This is a genomic window from Vibrio sp. D417a (assembly GCF_030248595.1).
Classification (GTDB): Bacteria; Pseudomonadota; Gammaproteobacteria; order Enterobacterales; family Vibrionaceae; genus Vibrio; species Vibrio alginolyticus.
The window spans coordinates 13273-38346 of the sequence record NZ_JAHGAM010000009.1 but is presented as its reverse complement, the minus strand read 5'-3'; the positions used below and the strand labels follow the sequence as shown (position 1 = coordinate 38346).

Annotated in this window: 23 protein-coding genes; 11 read left to right on the top strand and 12 right to left on the bottom strand. The window is 44.6% G+C overall.

Annotation, left to right across the window (positions count from 1 at the left end; genetic code table 11):
• The first annotated feature begins 169 nt into the window (after positions 1-169).
• The 4 genes from KI742_RS10345 to KI742_RS10330 are packed head-to-tail and all read left to right on the top strand — an operon-like array spanning position 170 to position 2677.
• Entirely contained in the window at positions 170-1048 is an 879-nt protein-coding gene (locus tag KI742_RS10345; protein WP_213962900.1) for a transcriptional regulator, read from the top strand.
• Positions 1049-1059: 11 nt separating this feature from the next.
• Positions 1060-1575, top strand: coding sequence for a transmembrane regulator ToxS (toxS, locus tag KI742_RS10340; protein WP_005382091.1), 516 nt, complete (start codon positions 1060-1062; stop codon positions 1573-1575).
• A gap of 46 nt (positions 1576-1621) precedes the next feature.
• Entirely contained in the window at positions 1622-2377 is a 756-nt protein-coding gene (locus KI742_RS10335; RefSeq protein WP_042523148.1) for a sulfite exporter TauE/SafE family protein, read from the top strand.
• A 21-nt stretch (positions 2378-2398) separates the two neighbouring features.
• Positions 2399-2677, top strand: a complete 279-nt coding sequence (locus tag KI742_RS10330) for a SelT/SelW/SelH family protein (RefSeq protein WP_005382088.1) — start codon at positions 2399-2401, stop codon at positions 2675-2677.
• 39 nt (positions 2678-2716) lie between these two features.
• On the opposite strand, the gene yfcE is transcribed toward KI742_RS10330, so the two are convergent.
• The 6 genes from yfcE to KI742_RS10300 all read right to left on the bottom strand — a co-directional run bounded on the left by yfcE (position 2717) and on the right by KI742_RS10300 (position 5963).
• Entirely contained in the window at positions 2717-3262 is a 546-nt protein-coding gene (gene yfcE / locus KI742_RS10325) for a phosphodiesterase (RefSeq protein WP_017634822.1), read from the bottom strand.
• 75 nt (positions 3263-3337) lie between these two features.
• Positions 3338-3547 carry a hypothetical protein gene (locus KI742_RS10320; protein WP_005382086.1) on the bottom strand — a complete coding sequence of 70 codons (210 nt, stop codon included), beginning with the start codon at positions 3545-3547 and terminating at the stop codon, positions 3338-3340.
• 149 nt (positions 3548-3696) lie between these two features.
• Positions 3697-4104, bottom strand: coding sequence for a CBS domain-containing protein (locus KI742_RS10315; RefSeq protein ID WP_005382085.1), 408 nt, complete (start codon positions 4102-4104; stop codon positions 3697-3699).
• Positions 4101-4451 carry a P-II family nitrogen regulator gene (locus KI742_RS10310; RefSeq protein ID WP_206959848.1) on the bottom strand — a complete coding sequence of 117 codons (351 nt, stop codon included), beginning with the start codon at positions 4449-4451 and terminating at the stop codon, positions 4101-4103. The genes KI742_RS10315 and KI742_RS10310 overlap by 4 nt, the downstream gene beginning before the upstream one ends.
• Positions 4441-5232, bottom strand: a complete 792-nt coding sequence (locus KI742_RS10305; protein ID WP_205390755.1) for a DUF1538 domain-containing protein — start codon at positions 5230-5232, stop codon at positions 4441-4443. The genes KI742_RS10310 and KI742_RS10305 overlap by 11 nt, the downstream gene beginning before the upstream one ends.
• Complete coding sequence (locus KI742_RS10300; RefSeq protein WP_137281781.1) at positions 5229-5963, bottom strand: DUF1538 domain-containing protein; 735 nt, start codon at positions 5961-5963, stop codon at positions 5229-5231. The genes KI742_RS10305 and KI742_RS10300 overlap by 4 nt, the downstream gene beginning before the upstream one ends.
• Positions 5964-6218: 255 nt before the next feature.
• Between KI742_RS10300 and KI742_RS10295 the strand changes: the two genes are divergently transcribed.
• The 3 genes from KI742_RS10295 (at position 6219) to KI742_RS10285 (ending at position 9332) form a co-directional block, all read left to right on the top strand.
• The gene (locus tag KI742_RS10295; RefSeq protein ID WP_064376310.1) at positions 6219-7133 is read left to right on the top strand and encodes a TIGR01777 family oxidoreductase; all 915 of its coding nucleotides are present in this window, start codon (positions 6219-6221) and stop codon (positions 7131-7133) included.
• A gap of 44 nt (positions 7134-7177) precedes the next feature.
• Complete coding sequence (locus tag KI742_RS10290) at positions 7178-8005, top strand: SDR family oxidoreductase (RefSeq protein ID WP_047102895.1); 828 nt, start codon at positions 7178-7180, stop codon at positions 8003-8005.
• Positions 8006-8477: 472 nt separating this feature from the next.
• Positions 8478-9332, top strand: a complete 855-nt coding sequence (locus tag KI742_RS10285; RefSeq protein ID WP_285385220.1) for a co-chaperone YbbN — start codon at positions 8478-8480, stop codon at positions 9330-9332.
• 60 nt (positions 9333-9392) lie between these two features.
• On the opposite strand, the gene KI742_RS10280 is transcribed toward KI742_RS10285, so the two are convergent.
• Genes KI742_RS10280 through KI742_RS10255 form a run of 6 tightly spaced genes read right to left on the bottom strand, consistent with a single transcriptional unit; the run spans position 9393 to position 20139 of the window.
• Entirely contained in the window at positions 9393-13157 is a 3765-nt protein-coding gene (locus tag KI742_RS10280; RefSeq protein WP_285385222.1) for a cellulose synthase subunit BcsC-related outer membrane protein, read from the bottom strand.
• Positions 13148-14254, bottom strand: coding sequence for a cellulose synthase complex periplasmic endoglucanase BcsZ (gene bcsZ / locus KI742_RS10275; RefSeq protein ID WP_285385223.1), 1107 nt, complete (start codon positions 14252-14254; stop codon positions 13148-13150). Before bcsZ ends, KI742_RS10280 begins: the two co-directional genes overlap by 10 nt.
• Positions 14254-16539 carry a cellulose biosynthesis cyclic di-GMP-binding regulatory protein BcsB gene (bcsB, locus tag KI742_RS10270; protein ID WP_213962898.1) on the bottom strand — a complete coding sequence of 762 codons (2286 nt, stop codon included), beginning with the start codon at positions 16537-16539 and terminating at the stop codon, positions 14254-14256. Before bcsB ends, bcsZ begins: the two co-directional genes overlap by 1 nt.
• Positions 16529-19162 (bottom strand): UDP-forming cellulose synthase catalytic subunit, encoded by a 2634-nt coding sequence (gene bcsA / locus KI742_RS10265; RefSeq protein WP_119565090.1) that lies wholly within the window; start codon positions 19160-19162, stop codon positions 16529-16531. Before bcsA ends, bcsB begins: the two co-directional genes overlap by 11 nt.
• A 3-nt stretch (positions 19163-19165) precedes the next feature.
• Positions 19166-19945 (bottom strand): cellulose biosynthesis protein BcsQ, encoded by a 780-nt coding sequence (gene bcsQ, locus KI742_RS10260; RefSeq protein WP_285385226.1) that lies wholly within the window; start codon positions 19943-19945, stop codon positions 19166-19168.
• Positions 19942-20139, bottom strand: coding sequence for a hypothetical protein (locus KI742_RS10255; protein ID WP_031781222.1), 198 nt, complete (start codon positions 20137-20139; stop codon positions 19942-19944). Before KI742_RS10255 ends, bcsQ begins: the two co-directional genes overlap by 4 nt.
• 480 nt (positions 20140-20619) lie before the next feature.
• On the opposite strand from KI742_RS10255, the gene bcsE reads away from it, so the two are divergent.
• The 4 genes from bcsE to KI742_RS10235 all read left to right on the top strand — a co-directional run bounded on the left by bcsE (position 20620) and on the right by KI742_RS10235 (position 25072).
• Positions 20620-22203, top strand: a complete 1584-nt coding sequence (bcsE, locus tag KI742_RS10250; RefSeq protein WP_285385228.1) for a cellulose biosynthesis protein BcsE — start codon at positions 20620-20622, stop codon at positions 22201-22203.
• A complete protein-coding gene (locus KI742_RS10245; protein ID WP_191116321.1) occupies positions 22200-22376 on the top strand; it encodes a hypothetical protein in 177 nt (58 codons plus the stop codon). The genes bcsE and KI742_RS10245 overlap by 4 nt, the downstream gene beginning before the upstream one ends.
• Complete coding sequence (bcsG, locus tag KI742_RS10240; RefSeq protein ID WP_285385231.1) at positions 22376-24001, top strand: cellulose biosynthesis protein BcsG; 1626 nt, start codon at positions 22376-22378, stop codon at positions 23999-24001. The genes KI742_RS10245 and bcsG overlap by 1 nt, the downstream gene beginning before the upstream one ends.
• Positions 24002-24154: 153 nt before the next feature.
• The gene (locus KI742_RS10235) at positions 24155-25072 is read left to right on the top strand and encodes an SPFH domain-containing protein (RefSeq protein WP_005382060.1); all 918 of its coding nucleotides are present in this window, start codon (positions 24155-24157) and stop codon (positions 25070-25072) included.
• The last annotated feature ends 2 nt before the right edge of the window (positions 25073-25074 follow it).

Below are 25074 nucleotides of genomic sequence, written 5' to 3'. Positions count from 1 at the left end.
ACAAATGTAAATTCAAGGTCAATATTGCTAAAAACGGTGTTTTTTTAGAAAATTTTAATTATCCTACCCGTCTAAAAGCATCTAAAATGTCGTGCGCACTCCAAGCGCCCCGGTAATTTTGTGACATAAATCACCATAATTACAACATCATCCATCTAAGAAGAACTAAATGACTAACATTGGCACCAAATTTCTACTTGCTCAAAGGTTCACCTTTGATCCAAATAGTAATTCGCTCGCTGACCAACAAAACGGCAACGACGTTGTACGATTAGGAAGCAACGAAAGCCGTATACTTCTGATGTTGGCAGAGAGACCAAACGAAGTTTTAACCCGTAACGAGCTTCACGAGTTTGTTTGGCGTGAGCAAGGTTTTGAGGTGGATGACTCAAGCCTGACTCAAGCGATTTCTACTCTGCGTAAGATGTTGAAGGATTCAACAAAATCTCCAGAGTTTGTTAAAACGGTACCTAAACGTGGCTACCAACTCATTTGTTCAGTGGAACGCTTGAGCCCATTTTCTACTGACTCTAACACTGACGCTGAAGAAACCGCTTCTGAACAAGAAGCGCCAGCAGTGGAGTTAGAAGCGAGCGATATGCTACCGACAGAGGTAGTGACCGATACTACTGCTGATATTGAGCCTCAAGTAGAGCCGACTAAAACTCAGCCGAAGCCAGCATCTAACACGATTAACTGGCTACCGCGTGTCATTATCTTTTTGTCTCTGCTGCTTCCTGTTTGCGTATTGTTATTCACGAACCCTGCGGAATCCCAATTCCGTCAGATTGGTGAGTATCAAAATGTACCAGTGATGACACCTGTAAATCACCCTCAAATCAACAACTGGTTGCCCTCAATAGAGCAATGCATTGAGCGCTACGTGAAGCACCATGCAGAAGACTCGTTGCCAGTGGAAGTGATTGCCACTGGCGGACAAAATAACCAGCTGATTCTGAACTACATTCATGACAGTAACCACTCTTACGAGAACGTAACACTGCGTATTTTCGCAGGTCAAAACGATCCAACAGACATCTGTAAATAAAGGAGGCCAATATGAAGATTAAATTAGCATCTGCGGTTTTGGCCGTATCCGTTCTTTTCAGTAGTTGGTTGTATTGGGGAAGTGACCTAAAAGTGGAGCAGCTCCTCACAGCAAACGAATGGCAGTCGACCATGGTGACAGTCATTACAGACAGCTTGCCTGACGATACTGTCGGCCCACTACGCCGAGTTAATGTTGAATCAAACGTGAAATATCTCCCTAATGGTGACTATATTCGCGTAGCAAATATAAAACTATTCGCTCAAGGTTCAACCGCAGAATCAACGATAAATATCTCGGAAAAAGGCCGCTGGGAAGTAAGTGACAACTATTTGTTGGTCTCGCCTTCGGAGTTTAAAGATATTTCATCTTCTCAATCAAAAGACTTTTCCGAAGCACAGCTACGTTTGATTACTCAAATTTTTAAGCTAGATGCGGAGCAAAGTCGTCGTATTGACGTCGTGAACGAAAAAACACTCTTGCTCACTAGCTTGAACCACGGTTCTTCGGTACTGTTTAAAAACTAATTTTGATTGGATGATAAGGGGGCAAGACGCCCCCTTTGTTTTGCTTATGGATTGGCTAGATACCACTACTCTCTTTTTCGGTTCACTAATCGCCAACACGCTGGCTTCACTTTCTGGTGGCGGAGCAGGCTTGCTTCAATTCCCTTTACTCATCTTTCTCGGCTTACCGTTCTCCGTTGCGCTAGGCACACATAAGGTGGCTTCGGTCGCTTTAGGCTTAGGCGCAGCAAGCACGCATTTGAGATCAGGCACTATTAAATGGAAAATCGCGCTCTACCTTATCTTGTCCGGTAGTATTGGCGTGATTTTAGGGGCTAACTTAATTGTACAGATCCCTGATGGTATCGCGGAAAAGATGCTCGGCACGATGATCCTAGCGCTAGGTATCTACTCGCGATTTAAGACATCGCTAGGCCAAGCTGAAGTAATACGTAACCGTCATCCTATCGGTTGGGTTATTGGTGGAATTGGCTTACTGTTTATCGGCATCATCAACGGATCTCTTACCGCAGGTTCTGGTTTGCTCGTGACACTATTTTTGGTGCGCTGGTTTGGTTACGACTACAAACAAGCCGTTGCTTACACCATGATTTGTGTCGGCCTGTTTTGGAATGGCATTGGAGGCATTGCCGTCGTACAGGCAGGGGCCCCTATTCACTGGGCTTGGATGCCTGTTTTATTGTTAAGCTCATTTCTAGGCGGCAGTTTAGGCGCATGGGCCGCGACTCGATACAGCAACAGAGTGATTAAAGTTGCATTCGAAATTCTCACGTTTGCGGTGGGCATCAAGTTGCTGGTTTAAAAAGATTAAAAGGAAAGTTTCATGGATAAAGCAATCATTGATATTTATTACTGCCGCCAGTGCAACTGGATGTTGCGTTCAACTTGGCTATCGCAAGAATTACTGCATACTTTTAGTGAAGAAATAGAAACAATCAGCTTACACCCAGACACAGGTGGTCGCTTCGAAATTTTCTGTAATGGCCAGCAAATTTGGGAACGGAAAAAAGACAGCGGCTTTCCTGAAGCCAAGGTGCTAAAACAGCGCGTTAGAGACATTATCGACCCAGAACGCGATTTAGGACATTCAGACACAAAATAGGGAGCAATTCGCTCCCTATTTTTTTACTTAGTAAAACCGTTAAATCATGGTTTGTGCTAATACTTCGCCTTCTGGCGTTTTTACCGTTAGCTTATTGTCTTCTAGAGTACCAAAGCTTCTCGGTAAGCCATTACGTGGGAATGTCATCGAGCCTGGGTTGAATATAATGGCTCCATCTTGCATCTCTGCGACGGGAACATGTGTATGCCCGTGGGCGATGATATCACCTTCGCGCAGTGGCGGCCGTTTTTCAGAGTTGTACAAGTGACCATGAGTCAAAAAGATTCTCTTGCCAGATTCAAGTAGCACCCATGAGTAATCCATCATCATTGGAAACTTCAATAGCATTTGGTCCACTTCACTATCACAGTTGCCACGTACAGAAATAATTTGATCACTGTATTGGTTCAATAAGTCTGCTACCTGTGGAGGGTTGTAGCCTTCCGGAATAGGGTTTCGCGGCCCATGGTTTAGCGTATCTCCTAGCAAAATCAGGTGGTGCGCACCAGAGGCCAGAAATAGCTCAATGGTTTCTTTAGTTGCTGGCAAAGAGCCATGCAGGTCTGAGGCAAAAAATAGTTTCACGACATTGTCTCCTCAAAAAGTATGAGGTCATTCTACGGCATTTTTTTAGCAGCTCAACCTACGACGGTTTGAATACTACTGATAGCGCAATGATTCAATGACCATAGGCAAAACATAGAACCATGCTGCATACGCTGTTCCAACCAACACCAGTATCCAAAACACCATCGACATAAATTTTGATTTGGCTAGATGGTGCAGCGGATCGGGCTCTCCGCATCCTGGACATGCATGAGCGCGTTTTGAGATTTGTTTCTCACACACGGGGCAAGAGACTAAAGGCATGATACAGATTCCTCGACATTAGGCTTAGGGCGCAAAGAATAATGGTGAATTAACACATATGCAACCTAACATATATTAAATATTTTAGTTCTTTGTAACAGTCGCTGACTTGAGAAAAAATTCGTTGATTTTTCATTTATATCAACCTATTACACTTCTTCTCGCACCATACCATTGATGACAATATTGTTATAACTCACCATCCCAATGACCTCGCCACTTTCAATGACCGGCGCTCTGCTTATGCCAAATCGCTCAAACAAACGGGCACAATATTTTACGTTCATATCTGGTTCGACACACAAAGCGGGCTTGGTCATGATTTCATAAATATTTGTGCGCTGAGGAGAACGATTATTCGCCAGCACCTTTTTGGCGATATCATTCATCAACACGATGCCATATTCATCATTATCATCTCGCTTTTTCACCACCAGCGCTTTGACTTGGTATTTTTTCGCTAGCGTTATGCCTTCGTATACGGTCATCAGTCCATCAACCATCACATACGTTGCCGCCATAACATCTCGAACTCTAATTATCGTTTGATCACTCATAATTCATCCTCGACTACTTTGGTCAATGTCTCGACTTGATGCGCGACACCGACTGCATCTTCAATATCGATCTGAATAGCAATCCCCTGTCCCGACTCTCTGTCAAATTCACCAACCTCATTAATGGTTTCTAATATGTGTCGAGCGAGATGTTCCTCGACCACAAACAGCAGCACATCTTTTTGCACTTCTAGCGTTAAACCAAAAAACGTTCGCTTTTGATTTAAACCTTGTCCGCGAGCATTGTTAATCACCGTAGCACCGGTCGCACCAGCATCGCGTGCAGCGTCCAACACCTTGTCTGTTTTGCTGTCTTCCACAAACGCAAGTATCAATTTAAAGCGCATTTTCTTCTTCCTCCGAGACGTTTTTATTCAGCCACTGGGTTATTTGCGCATAGCCCATCACAGAGATCATAGGAAATAGACTGGCAAACGCGATCAAGCCAAAGCCATCAATCATTGGGTTTCTTCCAGGGACGGTCGAAGCAAGCCCTAACCCTAATGCAGTTACAAGTGGGACAGTGACGGTAGAAGTTGTTACGCCTCCAGAATCGTAGGCGAGTGGAACAATAAGCTTAGGAGCGTAAAACGTTTGAATCACAACGACGATGTAACCCGCGATGATGTAATAATGAATGGGATCGCCCACGACAATCCGGTAACTACCTAATGCAATACCAATTGCCACCCCAAACGCAACGGCTACGCGCAAGCCGTTAATACTGATACTGCCTCCAGAGACTTGGTTTGCTTTTATCGCTACAGCGATTAAAGAAGGCTCTGCAATCGTGGTACTAAAGCCTATAAAAAAGGCGAAGGTGTAAACCCAATAATAGTCGACCCACATTAAGGCTTTCCCTACCGATACTTTGAACTCTTGTAAAAACTCCGGCGCCGTTAGTTGCACAGCCATCGTCTCCCCAAGTGGAAACAATGCCATTTCTAATCCAAGTAAAAAAAGAGCTAGCCCGAGAATCACATAAACGAACCCAAGCAAAACTTTCTTAAGGTTGCTAACAGGACGCCTTAAAACCGCTAACTGAAAACCAAAAATAATGCTGGCGATGGGAACGACGTCTCGAACGGTCGATAATAAAGTGTCTAGGAAATGATCAATTGAAATCATGTTACGACCATTCCGTAAACCATCACAAACATCATCGGTAACAGCGAGGCAAAAGCGATTAAACCAAAGCCATCCACCATAGGGTTGCGCCCTTTAATAGAAGACGCTAAACCGACGCCCAGTGCAGTGACCAAAGGTACTGTTATGGTGGACGTGGTTACACCTCCGGAATCGTAAGCAACGCCAATAATGGCTTCAGGTGCAAACCACGTCAGTATTACAACGCCTACATAGCCACCAATGATCATGTAATGAATCGGCCACCCTTTTAAGATACGCAAAACGCCGATAACGATGGCTATCCCCACAGAGAGAGCTACTGTTACTCGAAGTCCTTCTCCGTAATCCTGCATGGACTGCTCTGAGTTAGCGATCATTCCGCCCTCTGCCGCAACTTCTGAGGCTTCTTCCGCTACCGCGGTCAATGCAGGTTCAGCTATCGTGGTGCCAAACCCCAAACAAAACGCAAAGACTAATAACCAAAACACACTGCCTTTTTTTGCAAAGGCTTGAGCCATACTCTCTCCGATAGGAAAAAGACCAAGCTCTAGGCCAAAGATAAAAAAGGTTAATCCTAAAACGACAAGCAACAAGCCAAAAAGAATGGAGATCAGGTTGGGCAGCGGCTCTTGCAAAACGACTAATTGGAAAAAAGTGATAACAATGATGATGGGTAATAAGTCACGAGCACTATTGAGGAGCGCTCGAAAAAGCGCAACAAATGCTTCCATGCCTATCCTCCTTGATTGTGCAAACTGATTACGCTCGTTCCAATGAGCGATAACTTCTAGTCTGGCATAGATTTCACTCTTCTACCGTGAATGCACTAGCGCCATCTATAACATTTAGTTACATATTTTCTAATATGTGAAGTTAATAGTATCTCTGCCAGCTTGTCACTATCCCAGAAATAATGGTGTTGAGATGATCAAGCTAAGCACAAAGCGACTATAATGTTCTAATACGTGTACATTCAAAGAGATAACATGAAGATATTACTCACAGGTGGCACTGGGTTTATTGGCTCGGAGTTGCTCAAGCTGCTATCAACTCACCAGGTTATGCTACTTACACGCTCTCCAGAGCGAGCAAAACAACGCCTACAGCATGCTGATCTGGGTAATATCGAATACCTTGACTCGTTCGAGTCGTTCGCCGATCTCAATCACGTTGATGCAGTCATTAATCTTGCAGGTGAGCCTATTGCGGATAAAAGATGGACCAGCGAGCAAAAAGAAAAAATCTGCAAAAGTCGTTGGAAAATTACCGAACAAATTGTTGAGCTGATCCACGCAAGTACCGAACCTCCCTCTGTTTTTATTAGTGGCTCGGCAGTTGGCTACTATGGTGATCAACAAGACCATCCGTTTGATGAGTGCTTACATGTTAATAGCGACGACTTTCCTCACGAGGTTTGTGCAAAGTGGGAGCAAATAGCCAAGCGCGCAGAGTCGGAGCAAACTCGGGTTTGTCTAATGAGAACTGGCGTGGTACTCGGCCTTAATGGTGGTGCGTTGGCAAAGATGCTATTACCTTACAAGCTTGGCGTAGGCGGCCCACTTGGGAACGGTAATCAGTACATGCCTTGGATTCACATCCTAGATATGGTCCGCGCCATCATGTACTTGCTTGAAACACCACATGCCCACGGTGCATTCAATATGTGCGCCCCCCATCCTGTGACTAATCGTATATTCAGCGGCACACTAGCTAAAACGCTAAAACGTCCGCATATCTTGTTCACGCCTAAATGGGCGATGGAACTCCTAATGGGAGAATCTTCCTGCTTATTGTTTGATAGCATGAGAGCCAAACCCAAAAAACTCACCGAACTGGGCTTTAAATTTAGCTACTCCAGAATAGAGCCAGCACTCAAGCACTTGCTTCATGACCGGAGCTGATGAATGATGGCTCCAATCAATGCTTCTGAGTCTTAAATTAAATTATGAAAAAGTCGATTCTTATTACGGGTTGTTCAACCGGCATCGGTTACGTGTGTGCTCACGCCCTACAAAACAAGGGATTTAATGTCATTGCATCTTGCAGGAAAGAACAAGATGTCCAGCGCCTAATTAATGAAGGGCTAACCTGCATCAATCTAGACCTAAATAGCCCAGAAAGCATTTCTTCGGGCGTGATGCAAGCGCTAGAATTAGCAGAAGGTAAGCTTTACGCAGTGTTCAATAATGGTGCCTATGGTCAGCCCGGAGCACTGGAAGACTTACCCACCGAGGCTCTTCAAGATCAATTTCAGACCAACTTTTTTGGTTGGCACCAGTTGGTCAGAGAAGTGCTTCCTCATATGCGCCAGCAAGGCGAAGGACGCATCATACAAAACAGCTCTGTTCTTGGTTTTGCCGCAATGAAATACCGTGGTGCCTATAATGCATCAAAATTTGCCTTAGAAGGCTGGACAGATACGCTCAGGCTAGAGCTTGCGGATACGAATATCAAAGTGGCATTGATAGAACCAGGACCGATCGAAACTCAATTTAGAAACAATGCATTACGAGCCTTTGAGAAGTGGGTTGATATTGAATCTAGCCCCCATCGTCATGCTTATGAAGGACAAAGAGAGCGACTCAACAACGACAAGTCTAATAATCGATTTGTTTTGCCTGCAGAGTCTTGCATCGCACCAGTTCTTCATGCATTAACTAGCGTTTCACCGAAAATTCGTTATCGAATTACTACACCGACTAAATTATTCGCAGTCTTGAAAAGACTATTACCAACCCGTGTACTTGATAAAATTTTGCGACAGGCTGCATAAAAAAGTTTTGTCGAAATGTAATTTCACCGTAACAATGTGATGTCATTATGAACATGTAGGTTAAAAAAACCTCAACTAAACGAATCAATTTCTACGCAATTCAGCGGGGATTCTTTCGCCCAAAGTGATTGAGTTGCTTAGATTTGGTATCGCCACCCATTACGTTTTGTAGCAATGTTTATACTACTGCGAGGCAACAATGACATTAAATCAGCTTAACTGGCTTAGTGTGGGTGTAGTGTTGACCATGTTCATCCTATTTTGATACCGCACTAACAAATAGCATTAGAATTGCGCTGCTTCGGCAGCGTTTTCTTTTTATCTAACACCTGAGCAGCAATAACCTCACTCTATTACCTCACGTTTTCTCAAAATAGAATGATTCATTATTGATGGTGAATGTCGCTTGAATTTCACCTAAATCAACTCCATATCTAATATCAACGACAAGACACAAGGCAAGGATACTCTGATGCAATCCCCATTTATCGTTGAGATAACAGAACAGAACTTTCGCGAAACGCTTGAAGGATCAATGAACACGCCCGTTTTGATCCACTTTTGGGCCAACGCTCAGCCAGAAAGCGCACAGATACTCCCTGAGTTGCAATCTCTTGCTCAACAGTACAACGGTGCATTTACGCTTGCTCTACTAAATTGTGAAGATCAGCCCGCTTTAGCGTCTCAATTTGGCGTGCAAGTATTGCCAACTATCGCGCTGTTTATAAATGGTCAAGCCGTCGATGGTCTGGGAGGCCCCCAGCCAATTGATGCCATTGCTACCATGCTACAAAAGCATTTGCCAAGCCCAGATGAACAACTATTAAAACAAGTCAGTGAACTTCTTCAGCAAGGTGAGCATGCTCAGGCTTTGAGCATCATCCACACTTTGCCGCCAGAGCTGCAAGAGCGTGGTGATGTGAAACTCGCGATGGCTGATTGTTTGCTAGAAACCAAACAATTTGATATTGCCCAAGAACTACTGAACGCTATCCCTCTCGAGTATCAAGATAACTACTACAAGAGCCTAATAGCCAAGCTCGAGCTGCATTTGCAGGCTGCAGATAGCCCTGAGTTACAGCGACTAGAACAAGCATACGCAGCAGACATGGCAAACTTCGAACTCGCTTGTGAATTGGCGGTACAATACAACCAAGTTGGTCGGGATGAAGAAGCGTTGGAACTGCTGTGGAATATTCTTAAAAAAGACTTGGGCGCCCAAGACGGTGAAGTGAAGAAGATTTTTATGGATATTCTCAGTGCGCTAGGTCAAGGTAACGCATTAGCAAGCAAATATCGTCGCCAGCTTTACTCAATTTTGTACTAAGCGTCGCATTCTTCTAGGAATAAGACAACAAAGGCCGGGACTTCCGGCCTTTGTTTTTTGTTAGAAGTCGCTATACAACGTTGGTGCTGCTGGCGGATACTCTATTGGTTGCCAACGATCATTAAAGGTGTACTTGGCATAAAGCATGAAATGGTTTGGTGTATAAAACTCAGAACGTTGTACATCGACTAACGCACCAAGATACCAACGTTTGCTGACTCGCTTTTCCACCGCCGCTTGCAACGACGTACCAAAACCACCACCTTTGTCTGACTCCGCTACTGTCGATAAGTATGGCGCGTCTTCCTTAGTCCAAGAGTTAGAGACGGATGCACTCAGTTGATATGACCAAGAACTGTTGTATCGGCCATAAAAGTTGATAGGTAAAGACACCGAGAAGTAACTTTGCGGGCTGTAGTAGCCACCGTGACCTAGCGTGTACTCACCCAGATTTTTGTCGTAATCAAGGTACATTAAGTTCGTACCTATACTTAAACGCTGGTCATCCGTTGCAATTAACTTGTAGTACGCTCCACCTAGCACGCCTAAACGAGTGTTGTCCTCAACCTTTTCACCAGTCAAAACATGATACTGCAAGCTACTCCAAAAACCGTAAGGGCCACCAATGTCCCAACTTGAGCTCAACTTCACACCAGTACGAGCAACTCCGCCCCATTTAGTCCCTTGAGGGTCAGTCGTGCCGCTAGGGACAGACATTCCAGCATAAGAAAGCGTGCTGCTAGTCTCTGGGCGACGCGAAGCTTCTGCCGTCCAACCGAACTCACCCAGGTCCCCATTGATGCGCACACCACCAACCCATGTGGTATGGTCGAAACCAATTGGTGTCGTGCCGATATCGACCAACCAATCTTCAGCCTGCCAGCCCACTCCAAATGCCATACCTGATGCGTCATTTTGGAACGAAGTGCTGTCAGAATCGGTGGTTTTTTCATAATAGTCCAACTGACCTGAATCGATAGAAACATAATCGGCTTTTAGCAACAGGTGCCCATCCCAGCTCTCTATCGGGATTCGGGCTTCTATGGGCACTTGATTCGAAGTATTACGGCCATCTCGTGCACTGTAATCCCAGCCAATCATGACATGCCCATCACTCCGATCATGCAGTTTATCGATGTCCGATTTGACGTTACGAGTCAACCAGTAGTCGTCAGCAGTATCATATAGCTCGCGTAAGCTTAGGGGTTCTTTTTTCGCCTCTTCAGTTTCACGATTTTTATCCATTCGGTCACGATTTAAGGCTTGATAGGCGCGTGTTTCAGCTAACGCCCACTGTTGATTTTCCATTGCTATAGACATGCTATTGCGAAATGCTAATGCGTCGGCATCAGGCATCGCATCCAACAACTGATTTAGCGCATTAGCGTCATTTCGATAGCCTTGTTGATTAAACACCGCGGCCACTGTCATCAACTGTGCCGCAGTTAAGCTATCGCGCTTTTTATTCAAAATGAGGTGCATGTCGTGATACGTCGCTTCATATCCAGTCAAAGCACTAGCTTGCAACATGCCAATTTCTGCTTGAGTTTTAAATGGCTCAGGCTTTAAAGAAACTTGTTCATACAAATCCAACGCAAGCTTAGGCTGTTGATTAACCAGCATCAGATCCGCTTGACTCAACAGTCGACGGGTTTTGAGTTCATCAAGCTGTAATGCTTCCGAAGCACTTAAATCTTGTGTTGCGGAATTTAATGCTAAGTCCGCGTACCAACGATCAAAATCTTCAAAGTGATTCAAGCTTACCATCATGCTGCCGTAAGCCAGTTTGTCATCGGTTGACCAATCTTCTGAAAGCGAAATGTTTTGGAAAATCCTCTCAGCTTCCTTAACTTCATCAATGTCTAACCACGCACTCACTAGACGAGCGAGCGGTTGAATTTGACCTTGATAATCCGACTCTAGCGCACGTAATGTCGCCATTACTGATTCGGGAGAAGCTAAGTAACGCGTTTGAATGTCTCTCAACTGAGCATCAAGCTTCAAGCGGGTTAAATTGCGCTGCATCGCGTCTGTCATGTCATGTTGTGCGATACTCTCTAGCTCAGCGATGGCCTCATTCACGTTGAAGTCCTGCGCGAGATAAAGCGCGTAAGCAAATTTCATTTCAGGGTCATTACTAGATGTAGCCCAATCGGACATCAGCGTATCCGCGCGTACTTTGTCGCCCATTGAATGAACCACGTCAGCAATATCAAGCCTTAACCATGGGGAGGTTGGCTGTAGCGCAATCAATTCCTCTACGGACGCTTTCATCGTTGCCTGATCATTTTGAGCGATTGCGATCCGCAGACGAGTCAAAATAACTTCCGACTTGATGCTCGCTATTTTTTCAGCGACCACTTTCTGCTGTGGGGCTGAGTAACTGCGCGCGAGTGCTTCCGCGCCAGACCAATCTTGCTGCTGAATACGAACATCTAAGCGACCACGCAATGCAGAGCTATTGCTGCTATCCAGTTGCAAAGCTTGTTTGAAAACCTTCTCTGTCGCGGCATAATTTTCTTGTACCAGATACAAAGAGCCTAATGATGAATAAGCATAAGGTTGGGATTTATCTACTTGAATCGCTTTTTGATAAGCGCTTTCTGCTTGCTTAAACTGGCCTTTTTCGACCAAGGCATCACCTTGATCAAGATACGCCCAATATTGAGAAGTCTCGATTAGCGCTGCCCATTTTGAGGCCGAGTCAGGATTATGATCTAAGTGCTGAGCCTGTTTAAAGTATCCGAGCGCTTTTTGTTGCTGCCCTCTACGTAGATAAACCTTACCCATAGCACCAAGCAATTCAGGATCTTGCGGACGAGTCGTCAACGCATAACGCAGCTGAGCTTCTGCTTGGTCGGTTTTATCTTCCTCGAGCAACGCTAACCCTTTGAGCTTAGCGAGATAGGTGGGGTCTTTGCGTAGTTCCTTTTCCTTTTTCCAGCGATCTTTCGCGCTTTGATTCGCTCTTTGAATCTCCATGTCAGACGGGTAGTAACTAGCTAAAATGGCATATTGCTGAACAACTTGATCTGAAATAGGCAATTGATCCAATGCACGCAACCACGACGTTGCCGCATTTGTTCCAACCGAAGGAGCAAGCGCTAACTTTTTATAGGTATCGAGAATCCATGGATCGGCAGGATTCTCTTTGCGAATGTGGTTGGCTAACGCGAGTTGAAAAGACGGAACACTAGGATAATTTGCATTTAAACGTTCCAGTCCCTGTTTTACCGAGCTCCAACTGCCTGGCAAATTACTTTGCAACTGTAGGAATTCCAGTTGTAACGCTGGTGATGGCATTCCATTTGGGAAAAGGGCTTTGTAAGCTTGAATCGCTTCATCGTAACGACCAGATTTTGCAAGCAACTGAGCGCGCTGATAATCCGCTCTTTTCTCTCCCTGAATAGCCATAATCGATGACAAGTTTTTCGCTTGAGTCGAATGAGGCGCCTGTCTGATTAAGCGCTCAAATACCGGTTTTGCTAATTCTGGCTGCTTACGTTTCAGATACATATTCGCTTGATAGAAAAGCCCCGTTGGATTGCTTTCTTCAATCGCGAACAGCCTCTCCAGAGTACTCTCGACAATATCATCTCGGCCAATCGCATCCGCCAGTTTTAGCTGCTCAACCAACCACTCAACCGAGTCAACTCGTGCTAATGATGTGGAAAATTGAACCAGCTCGATAGGCTTGTAGACCTGTGCGAGCTGCGACTTTGTCAGAGGTGTTGAGCTAAAGCTTTCTGCATGCACAGTGCCGACGCCACCAGCCGCCAAAGCAACCAGTGGAATCCACCATAACACGCGTCCTGTTACTGACATCTCTCGCTCCATACAGGAAGCAATTCACCTTGCACACCAAAACGGTAACGTTCTTCATGCCAACCAAGCCCAAATAGACTTAATACGTTGTCGTAATAATGATCGTTTTTGTCCACCACAAGTTCATTTTGAGCACGACGAAACTGCGTCTCCAACAGCGTAGATTCACCAGAAGCCGCGAGTAACGGAAGAGCCGCAGCAGAAAAACCTGCGCTTCCTGCTTGGGTATATTTACCCGTTTCAGTATTTACTTCTCTCGCTGGCGCACCAAGGGCTTTGGTTGCCGCGACAAACGGCTGCATTTTTTGTACTAATACTGCTTTTTCTGAAACTTGGTCATTTAGCATACCCGCCCAAAGATAAGTGCGGATCGCGTTGTAACTGCCCATCGGCCCTGTAACCACATCTGAGCTATAACGACCATTTCTCAATGCTGCCCAGTCTGGGCTAAAGCCAGCTGGCATCGTTTTCTCTAGCATGTGAACACTTGCCTTGTACATTGAATCCCAGTTGTATTGCGGGTACAGCGACTGCATACGAGCAATCAGTTGTAACGGAACATAACTCGGATTCACACGGTACTGGCCGTCGGCATCAAAGCCCGTTGGAGCTGGCAACAATACCGTTCCAACTCCCGCTATGTTGACGGTTTCTTCACGTAAAATACGACTCGCGATCAGGTGTCCAAGGGTCTGATAGTAGTAGTTATTCCATAATCTCCCCGCCTCAACAAGGGAGTAAGCTATCCACAAATCAGAATCTGACGCTGGGTTAGAATCCAACACTCCGAACTGACCATTTTCTTTTCTTCCCCACAACCAAGCGGGAAGCCTTGCCGTCAAGTCCCCACCAGCTATATGTGATTGAGTCCATTTTAAAACCTGATCGAAGGTTTTAGGGTCATTGGCAACCAAGGCAAAAAACAATGCGTAAGATTGGCCTTCCGAGGTTGTAATCATACGCTCGTCACTGCCATCAACGACTCGGCCTTGCTCCATGTATACCGACTTAAATGTTTCCCATTGTGGCCACTCGCAGGTGTTAGCCCACAAGTAAGGAGACACGAACAACATAAGGAATGAGATGAGTTTTTTCATTATTCCTCTTCCTCAGTTTTTTCTAAACGTCTAGACGCGACTTGACGTAATACGCGCCAAAGCACAATGGTTACAATCACCACTAGCAAGGCGGCAAAGCACGCAACGATGACTGGGTGATTAGAGAAGTGATACCAAACGAGCTGCCACACAGGAAGCTTACCAACATAGTAGTGCGAACCCACGTTGTAGCTTGCTACTTCGTTATTTCTCAACGTCACTACCGAGCCAAACATGTGCTCCACTTTACCGGAGTCAGCCAACGCGCGATCAACCGACGCAAAATCTGACGGGTGAGCCGCCATAATAGAAATGACGCTGCGTTTTTTCGTAAATGGCGATTCTGCACCATAAATAGCAGCAAAAGAGCCTTCTGCCTCGACAGAAACATAATCTGCGGCGACTTGACGAGCATCACTTGGACTCATCCAGTTCATTCCGAGCTGCTTTTCATTTTTGCTTGGCAGGCGAATTTGTCTCTGACCTTCTTTAACCACTAAGTTTACTTGGTCAGGGTTATTAGCGGCTTCTTCTAGTGCATCCACAACACCAATCGTCAGGATGTCTTTATTTTTTAGTTGCTCAGCATTCCATTTATCTGTCAAAAGCACCTGAATACCTGGGTACCCAGAATCACTTCCTAACGACCCCATGACGTTTAAGAAGGTCTGCAACACTTCTTTTGGTGCTCTCTCTGGAACAACAATCGCAGTTTCTGACAAATCGGCCATGCGCGTGTAAGGGAAGCCAGAAGTAGCAAAAGCGCGCATATTTGGCATTTCGATGTAGTGAGGGAAACCACTAAAATCCACCGTAGAGTCACCATCAATGACCGCGTATTGCTTACTTGGTTGCGTCACCTGACATTGCCCATCAGTCACCGACGCAAAGCCAAACTCAAACTCGATTTGGTTTTTACTGCCAACTTTAAAGGCCGGAATACGAACAAGCGCATCACCACTCAGAATACTGTCATCTAACAGAGGAACACGCACACGGTTAGACTCACCACCTTGGCCTTTTGTGGTTAAGTTAAACGCCTCAATGAACTGGTCATTGATGCTCAAAGTCAGGCGAGAACCAGAATGATCCGCAGCAGGTGGCGAATACCTATAGTTAAGATCCATCGGTATACCACGGCTCTGCCAAGTAAAGAGATCGGGTGGTAAGCGTAAACTCACATTGATTGGAGGAGGCGTTCGGCCTTCCACTTGCAACATGCTTTTTTGTTCGACTAATTCAGATAATGCAACGGGACGAGCCGTACTCACCCAGTTTGGCGCATCGTACGGGACTCGTGGTTTGATTTGTTTGACTTCATTAATCTTCGCGATTGGCCCAGTAAGAAGTTGGTTTCCCAACGCCAAACCTTGCACCGCAACGTTAAGATCCTTACTGTCACGGCCTATCACCAGAAGAAGCTTCACGTACGGGTCAGTTGGGTGAGTGATGACTTGAAGACGAGGCCCATCCGTGTCTGGAAAATCTCTCAGAAACTCAGGTTTGTTGTCATTGGTAACAAAGACAATGGCGTTGCGCTTAGGTAACGTGTCGACACTAAAAGGGAATTGAGCGCCACGCCAACCCGCAAGAGCACCAAAGTAAGAGCTCAAGACACCGGCAGCTTTGACATCATCCAGATCGTATTTGCCGCCCATAACGACAGGCAGATTTAACTGGCTGAAATCACGGACATCAAAAAACGGCGCTGGCAACAAGCTCAAGTCACTTTCCAACATTGTCTTTTGGGCGAACATTTCAATTCGACTGCTTTGGCTGATCTCAGCCCAAATGCTCGAGTCATTTGGATTGGCACACTCTTTCTGAGTATTCCCAATCAACTCAAAGCGAATTTGGTTGTAGTTACTGAAGTAACGAGTATCCAGCGGCATCGATAAGCTCAATTTTTTACCTTGCTGACCATCGACGATTGACGCTACTCCCATAAGCTCGTTGTTCAAATACACTTTGACGTGAGAAACCAAAGAGAGCAACGCTGGTGAGGGTGTGATGTCAAAGTACAACGTGGCTTTAGACACCACCTCATCGAGTCGCGAACCGAAACCAATATAAGCACTGGCCTCACTACCTTGAATAGCAATTGAACCACTGTAACCCAATTGACTAAATGGAATGACACGCTTAAATACGGTCGAATTTTCAGCATCTTGCTGTGCCAAAGGCGTTGGTTGTTGCTGACTTACTTCTTGTGCCGCGAGACTGCCCGACATACACATGAGAGTGATAGCCGTCGTCAACGCTGTTAGTTTTTTATTATTTAGCATGACTTGAGGTCCTGATTGGGACATAACGAGGTCTTAGTGACCAAATAAATTCGATACAAAATAAAAGTGCATCCACACTGGCCTGAACAAATTTAGGGCAATGTTGCAACAAGCGTTTGTATCCATTAAAGCCGACTTGCAGTACAGCCTGCATACTCGAGAGAGGCTTATCTGATTGATAGCCTTGTTGCCATTTCGCCCACGTATCTGCACGTGCAAATGTACATTGGACGTATTGGATTTGTTGTTGATGAGACAATTCGTTGAGTTGTAAACCAAATATCCCCTTATGAGCATAGGCAACCGTCATCGGGAACACGAACTCTTGACCACCGCGATTGAGGATCACTTCTAAGGTTTGGCCAAGTAGGTACGCACAGGTTGGTTCATCGACTCCGTCTATTTCAATGCGCACGCCACCCAAAGAGAAATCCTTCATCTGCGCTTGAATCAAGTGTCCTGAGTGAAGCCTTACCGCGACAGGAATCGCCACCTCTACTCGGTGATCTTTTCGCACTTGTTTGGCTTCTACCGCAACGGCGACAGCAGCACCTAAAATCAACAAGTTGTACATCGTCCAAACAAGGTTCACGATAACCGTACCGATTTCGTCTTGAGGCCCCCACCCCATTCGGTAAATCCCTACAGCGAAGCCCAAAATATTGAGTGCAACCAAAACCAAATATGGTCGGGAGATCACCCAATCGTAGTGAGACTTTTCAACCAAACCGCCTTTTGCCGTTACGTTGAATGTCCCCTTATGGGGCGCAAACAAAGCTACTGTTGTTGGCCTTGCGATGTACCAAGCAAGCACGGTTTCGTATACCTCACCCCAAAACGAATAACGGTAGTCACCCTGCATACGAGAGTTGGTCATGCTGGCGTGAATCATGTGGGGTAATACGTACAAAATGATCGCCAGCGCTGGCGCATAAATCACGTAGGAATGCAGCAACAAATAAGCCAAGGGTGCGATCAGGAATACAATCCTCGGGATACCAGATAGAAAGTGCAGCATGGCATTGACGTAACAAAGCCGTTGAGAGAGCTTAAGCCCCTTTCCAGTCAATGGATTATCTACCCTAAATATCTGCGCCATCCCGCGAGCCCAACGAATGCGTTGCCCAACATGTGCAGACAATGTTTCTGTCGCCAAACCAGCAGAAATCGGCTGCTTAAGATATGCAGAACGATAGCCTAAACGGTGCATGCGCAGAGACGTGTGCGCATCTTCCGTCACGGTTTCGACTGCAATACCACCGACTTCCTCTAAAGGCTCTCGACGTAAAATAGCGCACGAGCCACAGAAGAAAGTCGCATCCCATAAGTCGTTACCATCTTGAATCAGGCCGTAAAACAAGTTGCCTTCGTTTGGCACGTTACGAAAGTTCGATAAGTTACGCTCAAAAGGATCCGGTGAGAAAAAATGGTGCGGCGTCTGAATAAGCGCCAACTTTGGATCTTTCAGGAACATCCCCATTGTGAGCTGAAAAAATGCTCGTGTAGGAATATGGTCACAGTCAAAAATCGCAACAAACTCACCGCTGGTCTGCTTCAACGCATAGTTAATGTTACCGGCTTTCGCATGTTCATTCGTTGGGCGGCGGATATAGTTCACCCCTACACTTTTGGCGAAATCTCGGAAGCTATCACGCTTGCCGTCATCCAGAATGTGGATGTTAAGTTTGTCTTTCGGCCAATCGACACCTAACGAGGCATAAACCGTCGCTTTCACAACATCGAGATCTTCGTTGTAAGTAGGGATCATCAAGTCAATGGTTGGCCAAGTTGACTGATCCGGTGGCATCGATACTGGTTTGCGATTCAATGGCCAGATATTTTGGAAATAGCCAAGCATTAGCACAATCCAAGAATACGTCTCAGCTAGAAGTAAAACGCCCCCTAGAAACAAAGCAACAGGATCGTCCCAGTTCAGGGTAGACGAATAACGCCACCACAAGTATCGACATGAGGCCGTAACCGACAAGATGATCAAAAGCATGGTAGGAAAACGACCCGGCATGCGACGGACCATCATCGCTAATGCCCAGAGTAACAGCACAAAGACAGTCTGAGCCTGATAACCAAATGGCACCGTAAAACAAAGCAAAGCGATTAACACCACGAAAAACAACAAGGTGTAGTTCAACGCCATCGCTGACTTACTTGCTTTAATACGCTCTCGAACTTGCGGATCTTTGATGTTGTTCGCTGTCTGTTCTAACCAGCGGACGCCTTTTGCAACCAATTCAAATGGCAAGTAGAACGCATTGCGAATTTGCTCGGCTAAAGTCATCGCTAAGCTGCTGGTTTTTTTGGACCATGCTGTATTTACGTTTTGCTTGAAGCAAAGCAACCACACGCTTTGGATAATAAAACGTACAGGATCAAACCATCTTGGCGCAGCAAAATTAACGTTTGGATAGTAAACCAAAGGCAGTTTCCATGAGGGAACACCCGAAATAACTGGCTTTAAAAATACAAAACTCAATGAAAACCAAAAAGACAAAGCACACTCACCAACCCAGTTTGTTTTGCAATTCCAGGCTTGCTCGTAAGCGTTCTTCTGCAGTCTGAATTGGTCCACTACCCAACGTTGGAAAATCAGATTAAGACTTCGCATAAATTAGCTTTGGTCCTGAGCGCTTGATAACGCTGATACACACCAAAAAGCAAAAGACTGAAAATCTTTTGCGGCTTGGCTCGATGGCGAATAGTGTTGAACGGTCGTCAGGTTTGCCACACATTCAAGCAATGCCGTATCTCGATGAATCGAAACAGGAATCAAGGATTCGCTAAGTTCCTTTTTCAGCACCAACATGAAATCACGACCAATTTCGGTTTCTGGCTGATACTTATTCACCAAAAAACGTAATTTGTCAGAGCGAAGCAATCTCGATAGCTCTTCATGTTGTAGCCAAGATTGAAGAGTGAGATAACTCAGGGCGTCTGCCGTTACCACCACCACAATCATATCCATTGAGTCGACAAAAGATCGCACTTCAGGATCAGTAAGCTCTGCTAAGTCGGCGTGAAAAAGCAGCCACTGCTCACCACGGTTTTCGCTCACTTGCAACGTCATTTCACCTAGCATTGACAGGTAGTGAGAACGCTCGTTAAAAAACGCTTTTAACTGCTCAGAATTCAGATGGCCAAACGGTAAAAAAAGTGCACCTTGTGGGCTTTCATAACCAGCCTGGGTCCAAGGTTTATCTGAAAGAAGTTGTTTCGCCCAGCCATCTTTCTCTTCCTGCGGCAAGCCAAGATGAGCTTGCAGTAAACTGTTAGGCACCACCTCAATGGCCAGTACCTGTTTGTTTATCTTAACTAATGCTTGTGCCAAGTTCGCAGCGACGGTCGTTGAGCCACAACCACCTTTTAAACTAACAAAAAGAAGGCGTTTCATATCGCTTCAGTCTCTAAACCTGTCTGCTTAATACGCACTTGAAACAGGGCATTACGAGCACCGTTGGCTTGAAAGACCAACCACTTATTTTTAGCTTGCACGTAAGACTCGTTTTCTGTTGTTTCAATATACTTATGTTGAGTTAAGTTATAAGAAGAGTAGATCGAATTAATATCTTTTGCAGACTCAGTCACAACATTTTTTTCACAATATAACGGTGTTTAAACTGCGGTAATGGCAATCCCGCCAATTACTCTTTGCAGTATAAATTCCATTGTTAAAAAATTGACGCATCGAACTATGCGTCTCATATTTACAGAATGCTAATGAATGTGAACAGGGCTGTTTATTAGTTCACATAATTAATAAATCCCTAAATGATGTTTGACTTCAGAAACAGGGGTTATGAAGGTGAATTGTAATTATCCATTTACGACATATAAGTGCAATAAATAATTTACAGCAAAATCATAGGCTTGAAAATCATTGAATTTAAACTTATAAACATCATATGAAGCATATGCTATAACTATTTTAATTTTTGATCAATTTCGTTTAATATCTTGGCGTCATTTTCTTGTCGCTAAGAAAAGTTAACATTGTAACGATTAGCATACAGCGGATTGTAAGCCACAACGCACAACGACAGTAAACCATTGAATATAAGGCCTTTTATGTCAGCAATCTCCGGGTTATCCGCTATTACTTCTGAAAAAGAGATAAGTTCTGTTTATGTAAACTTGTTTACACATAAGCAAATGGTCATTGATTATTTGTTCAGTACGCTACCAGAAAATAACAACACTTCACTTACAAGCTTTACAGACAAGGAAACTTTTTTGTCTGCATTGAATGATGAAGCCTTATGCAAATTCAATGAGTTATCCACACTCCATATTGAACAGTGTTTCTTTCTTAGCAACAAATTCACAAATAAAGCGCCGAACGCTATAAATCTTGTGAAAGACATTCGCCAAACAAATATAAAGAAACTCTCCACATATATATTAGTAGTTCCAGATTCACTATTATCATCAAGTGATGATTATTTTGTAAGTATTTTCCTACAAAACTTAAATGAACTAGCAAATAATAAAAAACTCACTATTAGTGTTTGTATATATGGGCATCTGACGACTTCACTATTAAAGCCCATTCTTATTTCTCATAATAGATACATCGCCGGTTTGGCGACCATGACATCATTAGATGATGCTCGCTACTGCTATCTTGTGGATTTTTGGTCCAATAAACACGGTGTAATTTCCCAAGACGAATACCTTCTCTCTAACACTAAAGATAAGAAGCTAAAAGCAACGTCTTACGAAACGCACCAGCCTCGTGCCATACAGGAAGACAAATCGGATAGTGATAGAATATATATCAGCAGAGGAGCCTTCAGAGAAAGCGAGAAAGCCCCAAAAGGGATGAGTATGGCTGAGAGTAATCAAGAGCTCATAGCGATGTTAAACAACCCTCGCTCTTCAACTATTGTTTTCAGCTGTGATAACCAAAGCGAAGTTCAACAGATCGCGTTAGATTGCTACCGTTTAAGGTCCGCGTATGGCCGTCAGCTAAAGATTATTGTCAGGGAGACCCAACAATGTCTGAGATATGCAGATGAAAAGTTCTTACTTCGCTCGGGGGCAAACTTCATTTCTCACGCGCAAATCCCCCCAATGCGCTTTATGACTCAGGTTGAAGCAATTCAAGGCCAGATGCTTACGCGTCCAATTCCTGACAGTTTAGAGGCGCTCTTAAAGTATGACCTTAAGTTTGGTAGCAAAGGCTACTTACAAAACCAGGACTTTAGCCAATACTGTATTGACGTCATTTCCCACTCAACACACTCAAATGTGAACTTTGCGCTTATCAAGCTGAACTTATTACCAGGCATGACGGCAGAGGAATGTTTACGTCTTTGCCATATTCGAAGAGATGGCGACGTTGTGACAGCCTGCAACAAAGCTCTGTATGTCTTGTTCAGTGCTATTCGACATAGCGATATTGACATTGCACTCAACAATATATTTGAGTTCCCAGTGAGAGACTTATTTCACTCAACTCACACGTTTGATACTCAATTAGATATCGAAACAGAGTTAAAATTCATCGTTCAAGATGAAGCCGTCATATCCGACGACGTTTCAGCTCTGGCGACAGAGAGGAAAATATTCCATAACGCCATTAATTCTATGGTTGATGTTCCTCCTTTGTTTGCTGTGAAAAAAACCATTGAGCTCAAGGAACGTTCATGAATATTAACGATTTTTTACTGACCGTGAGTATCAGTTCAGGTATTGGCCTACTCCTAGGATACTTTCTACGTGACCTAGTAAACGCTACCCGACGCTTTTACCACAAACACTTAAAACGCTCGCGCTATTTTGAGCTAGATACATCAGCCACTAACACCAAGAAGCTTAAGTAATGACATCGCATTCTCATGACTCTACCCCCCTCACTATAGGATTGGGCTGGTGGAACATTTACTTTATCGCAAAAACAGCGCTCTATTTTCAAGGAATCATCGATTTCCATCCAATGGAAAACTTTGCGCTGTTGATCTTAATCCTGCTTCCTATCTCGATGAAAAGCCTAAATGCGGTGCGCCATATCGTTTCATTTGTCGCCGCAGCGTGGCTCTTGCATTACGATTCTTACCTACCTCCTCTAAACCGTCTTTGGGCTCAAGCGGGACAGTTAATGCAGTTTGAATCGAGTTATCTGGTCGAGCTTTTGGGACGATTTTTATCATTCCAAGCAATACTCGGATTGCTCGCTTTGTGTGGTGCGTACTTTATTTTGAGCAAGTTTGTTAGGGTTTCAGTCTTTGTGGTTATTGCGATGATCTATATAAGTATTCCTATGACGACTGAACCTCAGACAACAGTGGCTGCAGAAGTAACTCAACAACAGCCACCAACCGAGGTTACTACTAGCAAACAACCTCAAATAACGGAAATTAATGATGCCAGTCTCAACACGTTAACTGCAGATTTCTTTTCTAAAGAAGCTTCCCGACATGTGACATTCGATACCAGCAGCGCAATGGATGCTCCTTTTGATTTGTTGTTCTTGAGTATTTGTTCGGTCGCGTGGGATGACATCGAAATTGCAGGACTGGCTGATCATCCTCTGTTCAAAGAGTTTGACATCATGTTCGACAATTTTAGCTCCGCTACGTCATACAGTGGGCCTGCTGTCATTCGTCTGCTACGAGCCAATTGTGGTCAACAAGAACACAGTCAACTGTTCCAGCCAGCACCATCAAAGCAGTGCTACTTGTTCGAAAGTTTGAAAGAACTAGGATTCACAGAAAATTTACTGATGAACCACAATGGTGTCTTTGATAGCTTCCTTGAATTGATCAAAAAAGACGGCGACTTACAAGGGGCTCTTATGTCTCAAGAAGGCTTAACTCCTTACCAAAAATCTTTTGATGGCTCTTCGATCTTCCGCGATAAGCAAGTATTGGATAACTGGTGGCAGCAAAGACTTAACAGTAGTGACGACAAAGTCGTGGCACTCTACAACTCAATTTCACTACATGATGGCAACAGGATCATCAATGCGAACTCAAGCACATCTATTGCTAGCTACAAAATGCGCCTTAAGAATTTGCTTGATGACCTCCACGCGTTCTTTAAAACCTTAGAGTCCTCAAAACGCAACATCGTTGTCGCTTTGGTACCAGAACATGGTGGTGGTATGCGAGGAGACCGCATGCAAATTTCAGGTATGCGAGAAATTCCTGCACCGACAATCATTCATACACCGGTAGGAATTAAAATCTTCGGAGAAGGAATTCAGCGTCAGGGCAACACCGAACACGTAAGCGAGCCATCTAGCTATCTGGCATTGTCGCAGCTCGTTTCGAATATCCTGGATAAAAACATTTATCAAAGTAAGACGTTTAGCCCTTCAATATTGACAGAGAACCTACCAGAAACACGAGTTGTCGCGCAGAACTCAGGCTCTACTGTGATTGAAGTACAAGGGAAGTATTATGTTTCTCTTGATGGTTCAAGTTGGATTGAATACCCCGCGAAATAGCGAGAGTAAAACCATGCAATGACAAAGGCCGGTGTTTCCGGCCTTTGTCATATAAAAAACCAATAACCTCTCAAAGGTCTCAGAACTTCAATTGTCTATTGTCTATAAATAGGTAAAAATGGATCGAACATTATGCACTTAAGGGAATAACTCATGCCAATTGATTCACTGATCACCATCGGTATTTTCGTCGTTCTTGCTGTCGTTATCTTATCTTCAGCCATTAAAACGGTTCCGCAAGGAAACAACTGGACAGTTGAACGCTTCGGACGCTACACCCACACATTAAAGCCGGGTTTAAACTTGATCATTCCATTCGTTGATAAAGTTGGTCAAAAAGTAAATATGATGGAGCGCGTTCTCGATATTCCTGCGCAAGAGGTCATTTCAAAAGATAACGCTAACGTGGTTATTGACGCTGTCGGATTTGTTCAAGTGATCGATGCTGCAAAAGCGGCTTATGAAGTCAACGATTTAGAACACGCTATTAGAAACTTGACCCTTACCAACATTCGTACCGTTTTAGGTTCAATGGAACTGGACGAAATGCTGAGCCAACGCGACATGATCAACTCTAAGCTGTTGGCGATTGTTGACCAAGCAACAAACCCTTGGGGCGTAAAAGTCACACGAATTGAGATTAAAGATGTCCAGCCACCAGCCGATCTGACCGCTGCAATGAATGCGCAAATGAAAGCCGAGCGTAATAAGCGTGCGGAAATTCTTGAAGCAGAAGGGGTTCGCCAAGCTGAGATATTAAAGGCCGAAGGTCATAAACAATCAGAGATATTAAAAGCTGAAGGCGAAAAGCAGTCTGCTATTCTCCATGCAGAAGCACGTGAGCGTGCCGCGCAAGCAGAAGCAAAAGCGACTTACATGGTTTCCGAAGCCATTGCAAAAGGTGACATGCAAGCCGTCAATTACTTCATTGCACAGGGTTATACCGAAGCGATCAAGAGCATTGGTCAAGCCGAAAATGGTAAAATCATTATGCTTCCATTAGAAGCAACCGGACTAATGGGCTCGGTTGCAGGGATAGCAGAGATGTTTAAACAACAAGATAAAGAATAATT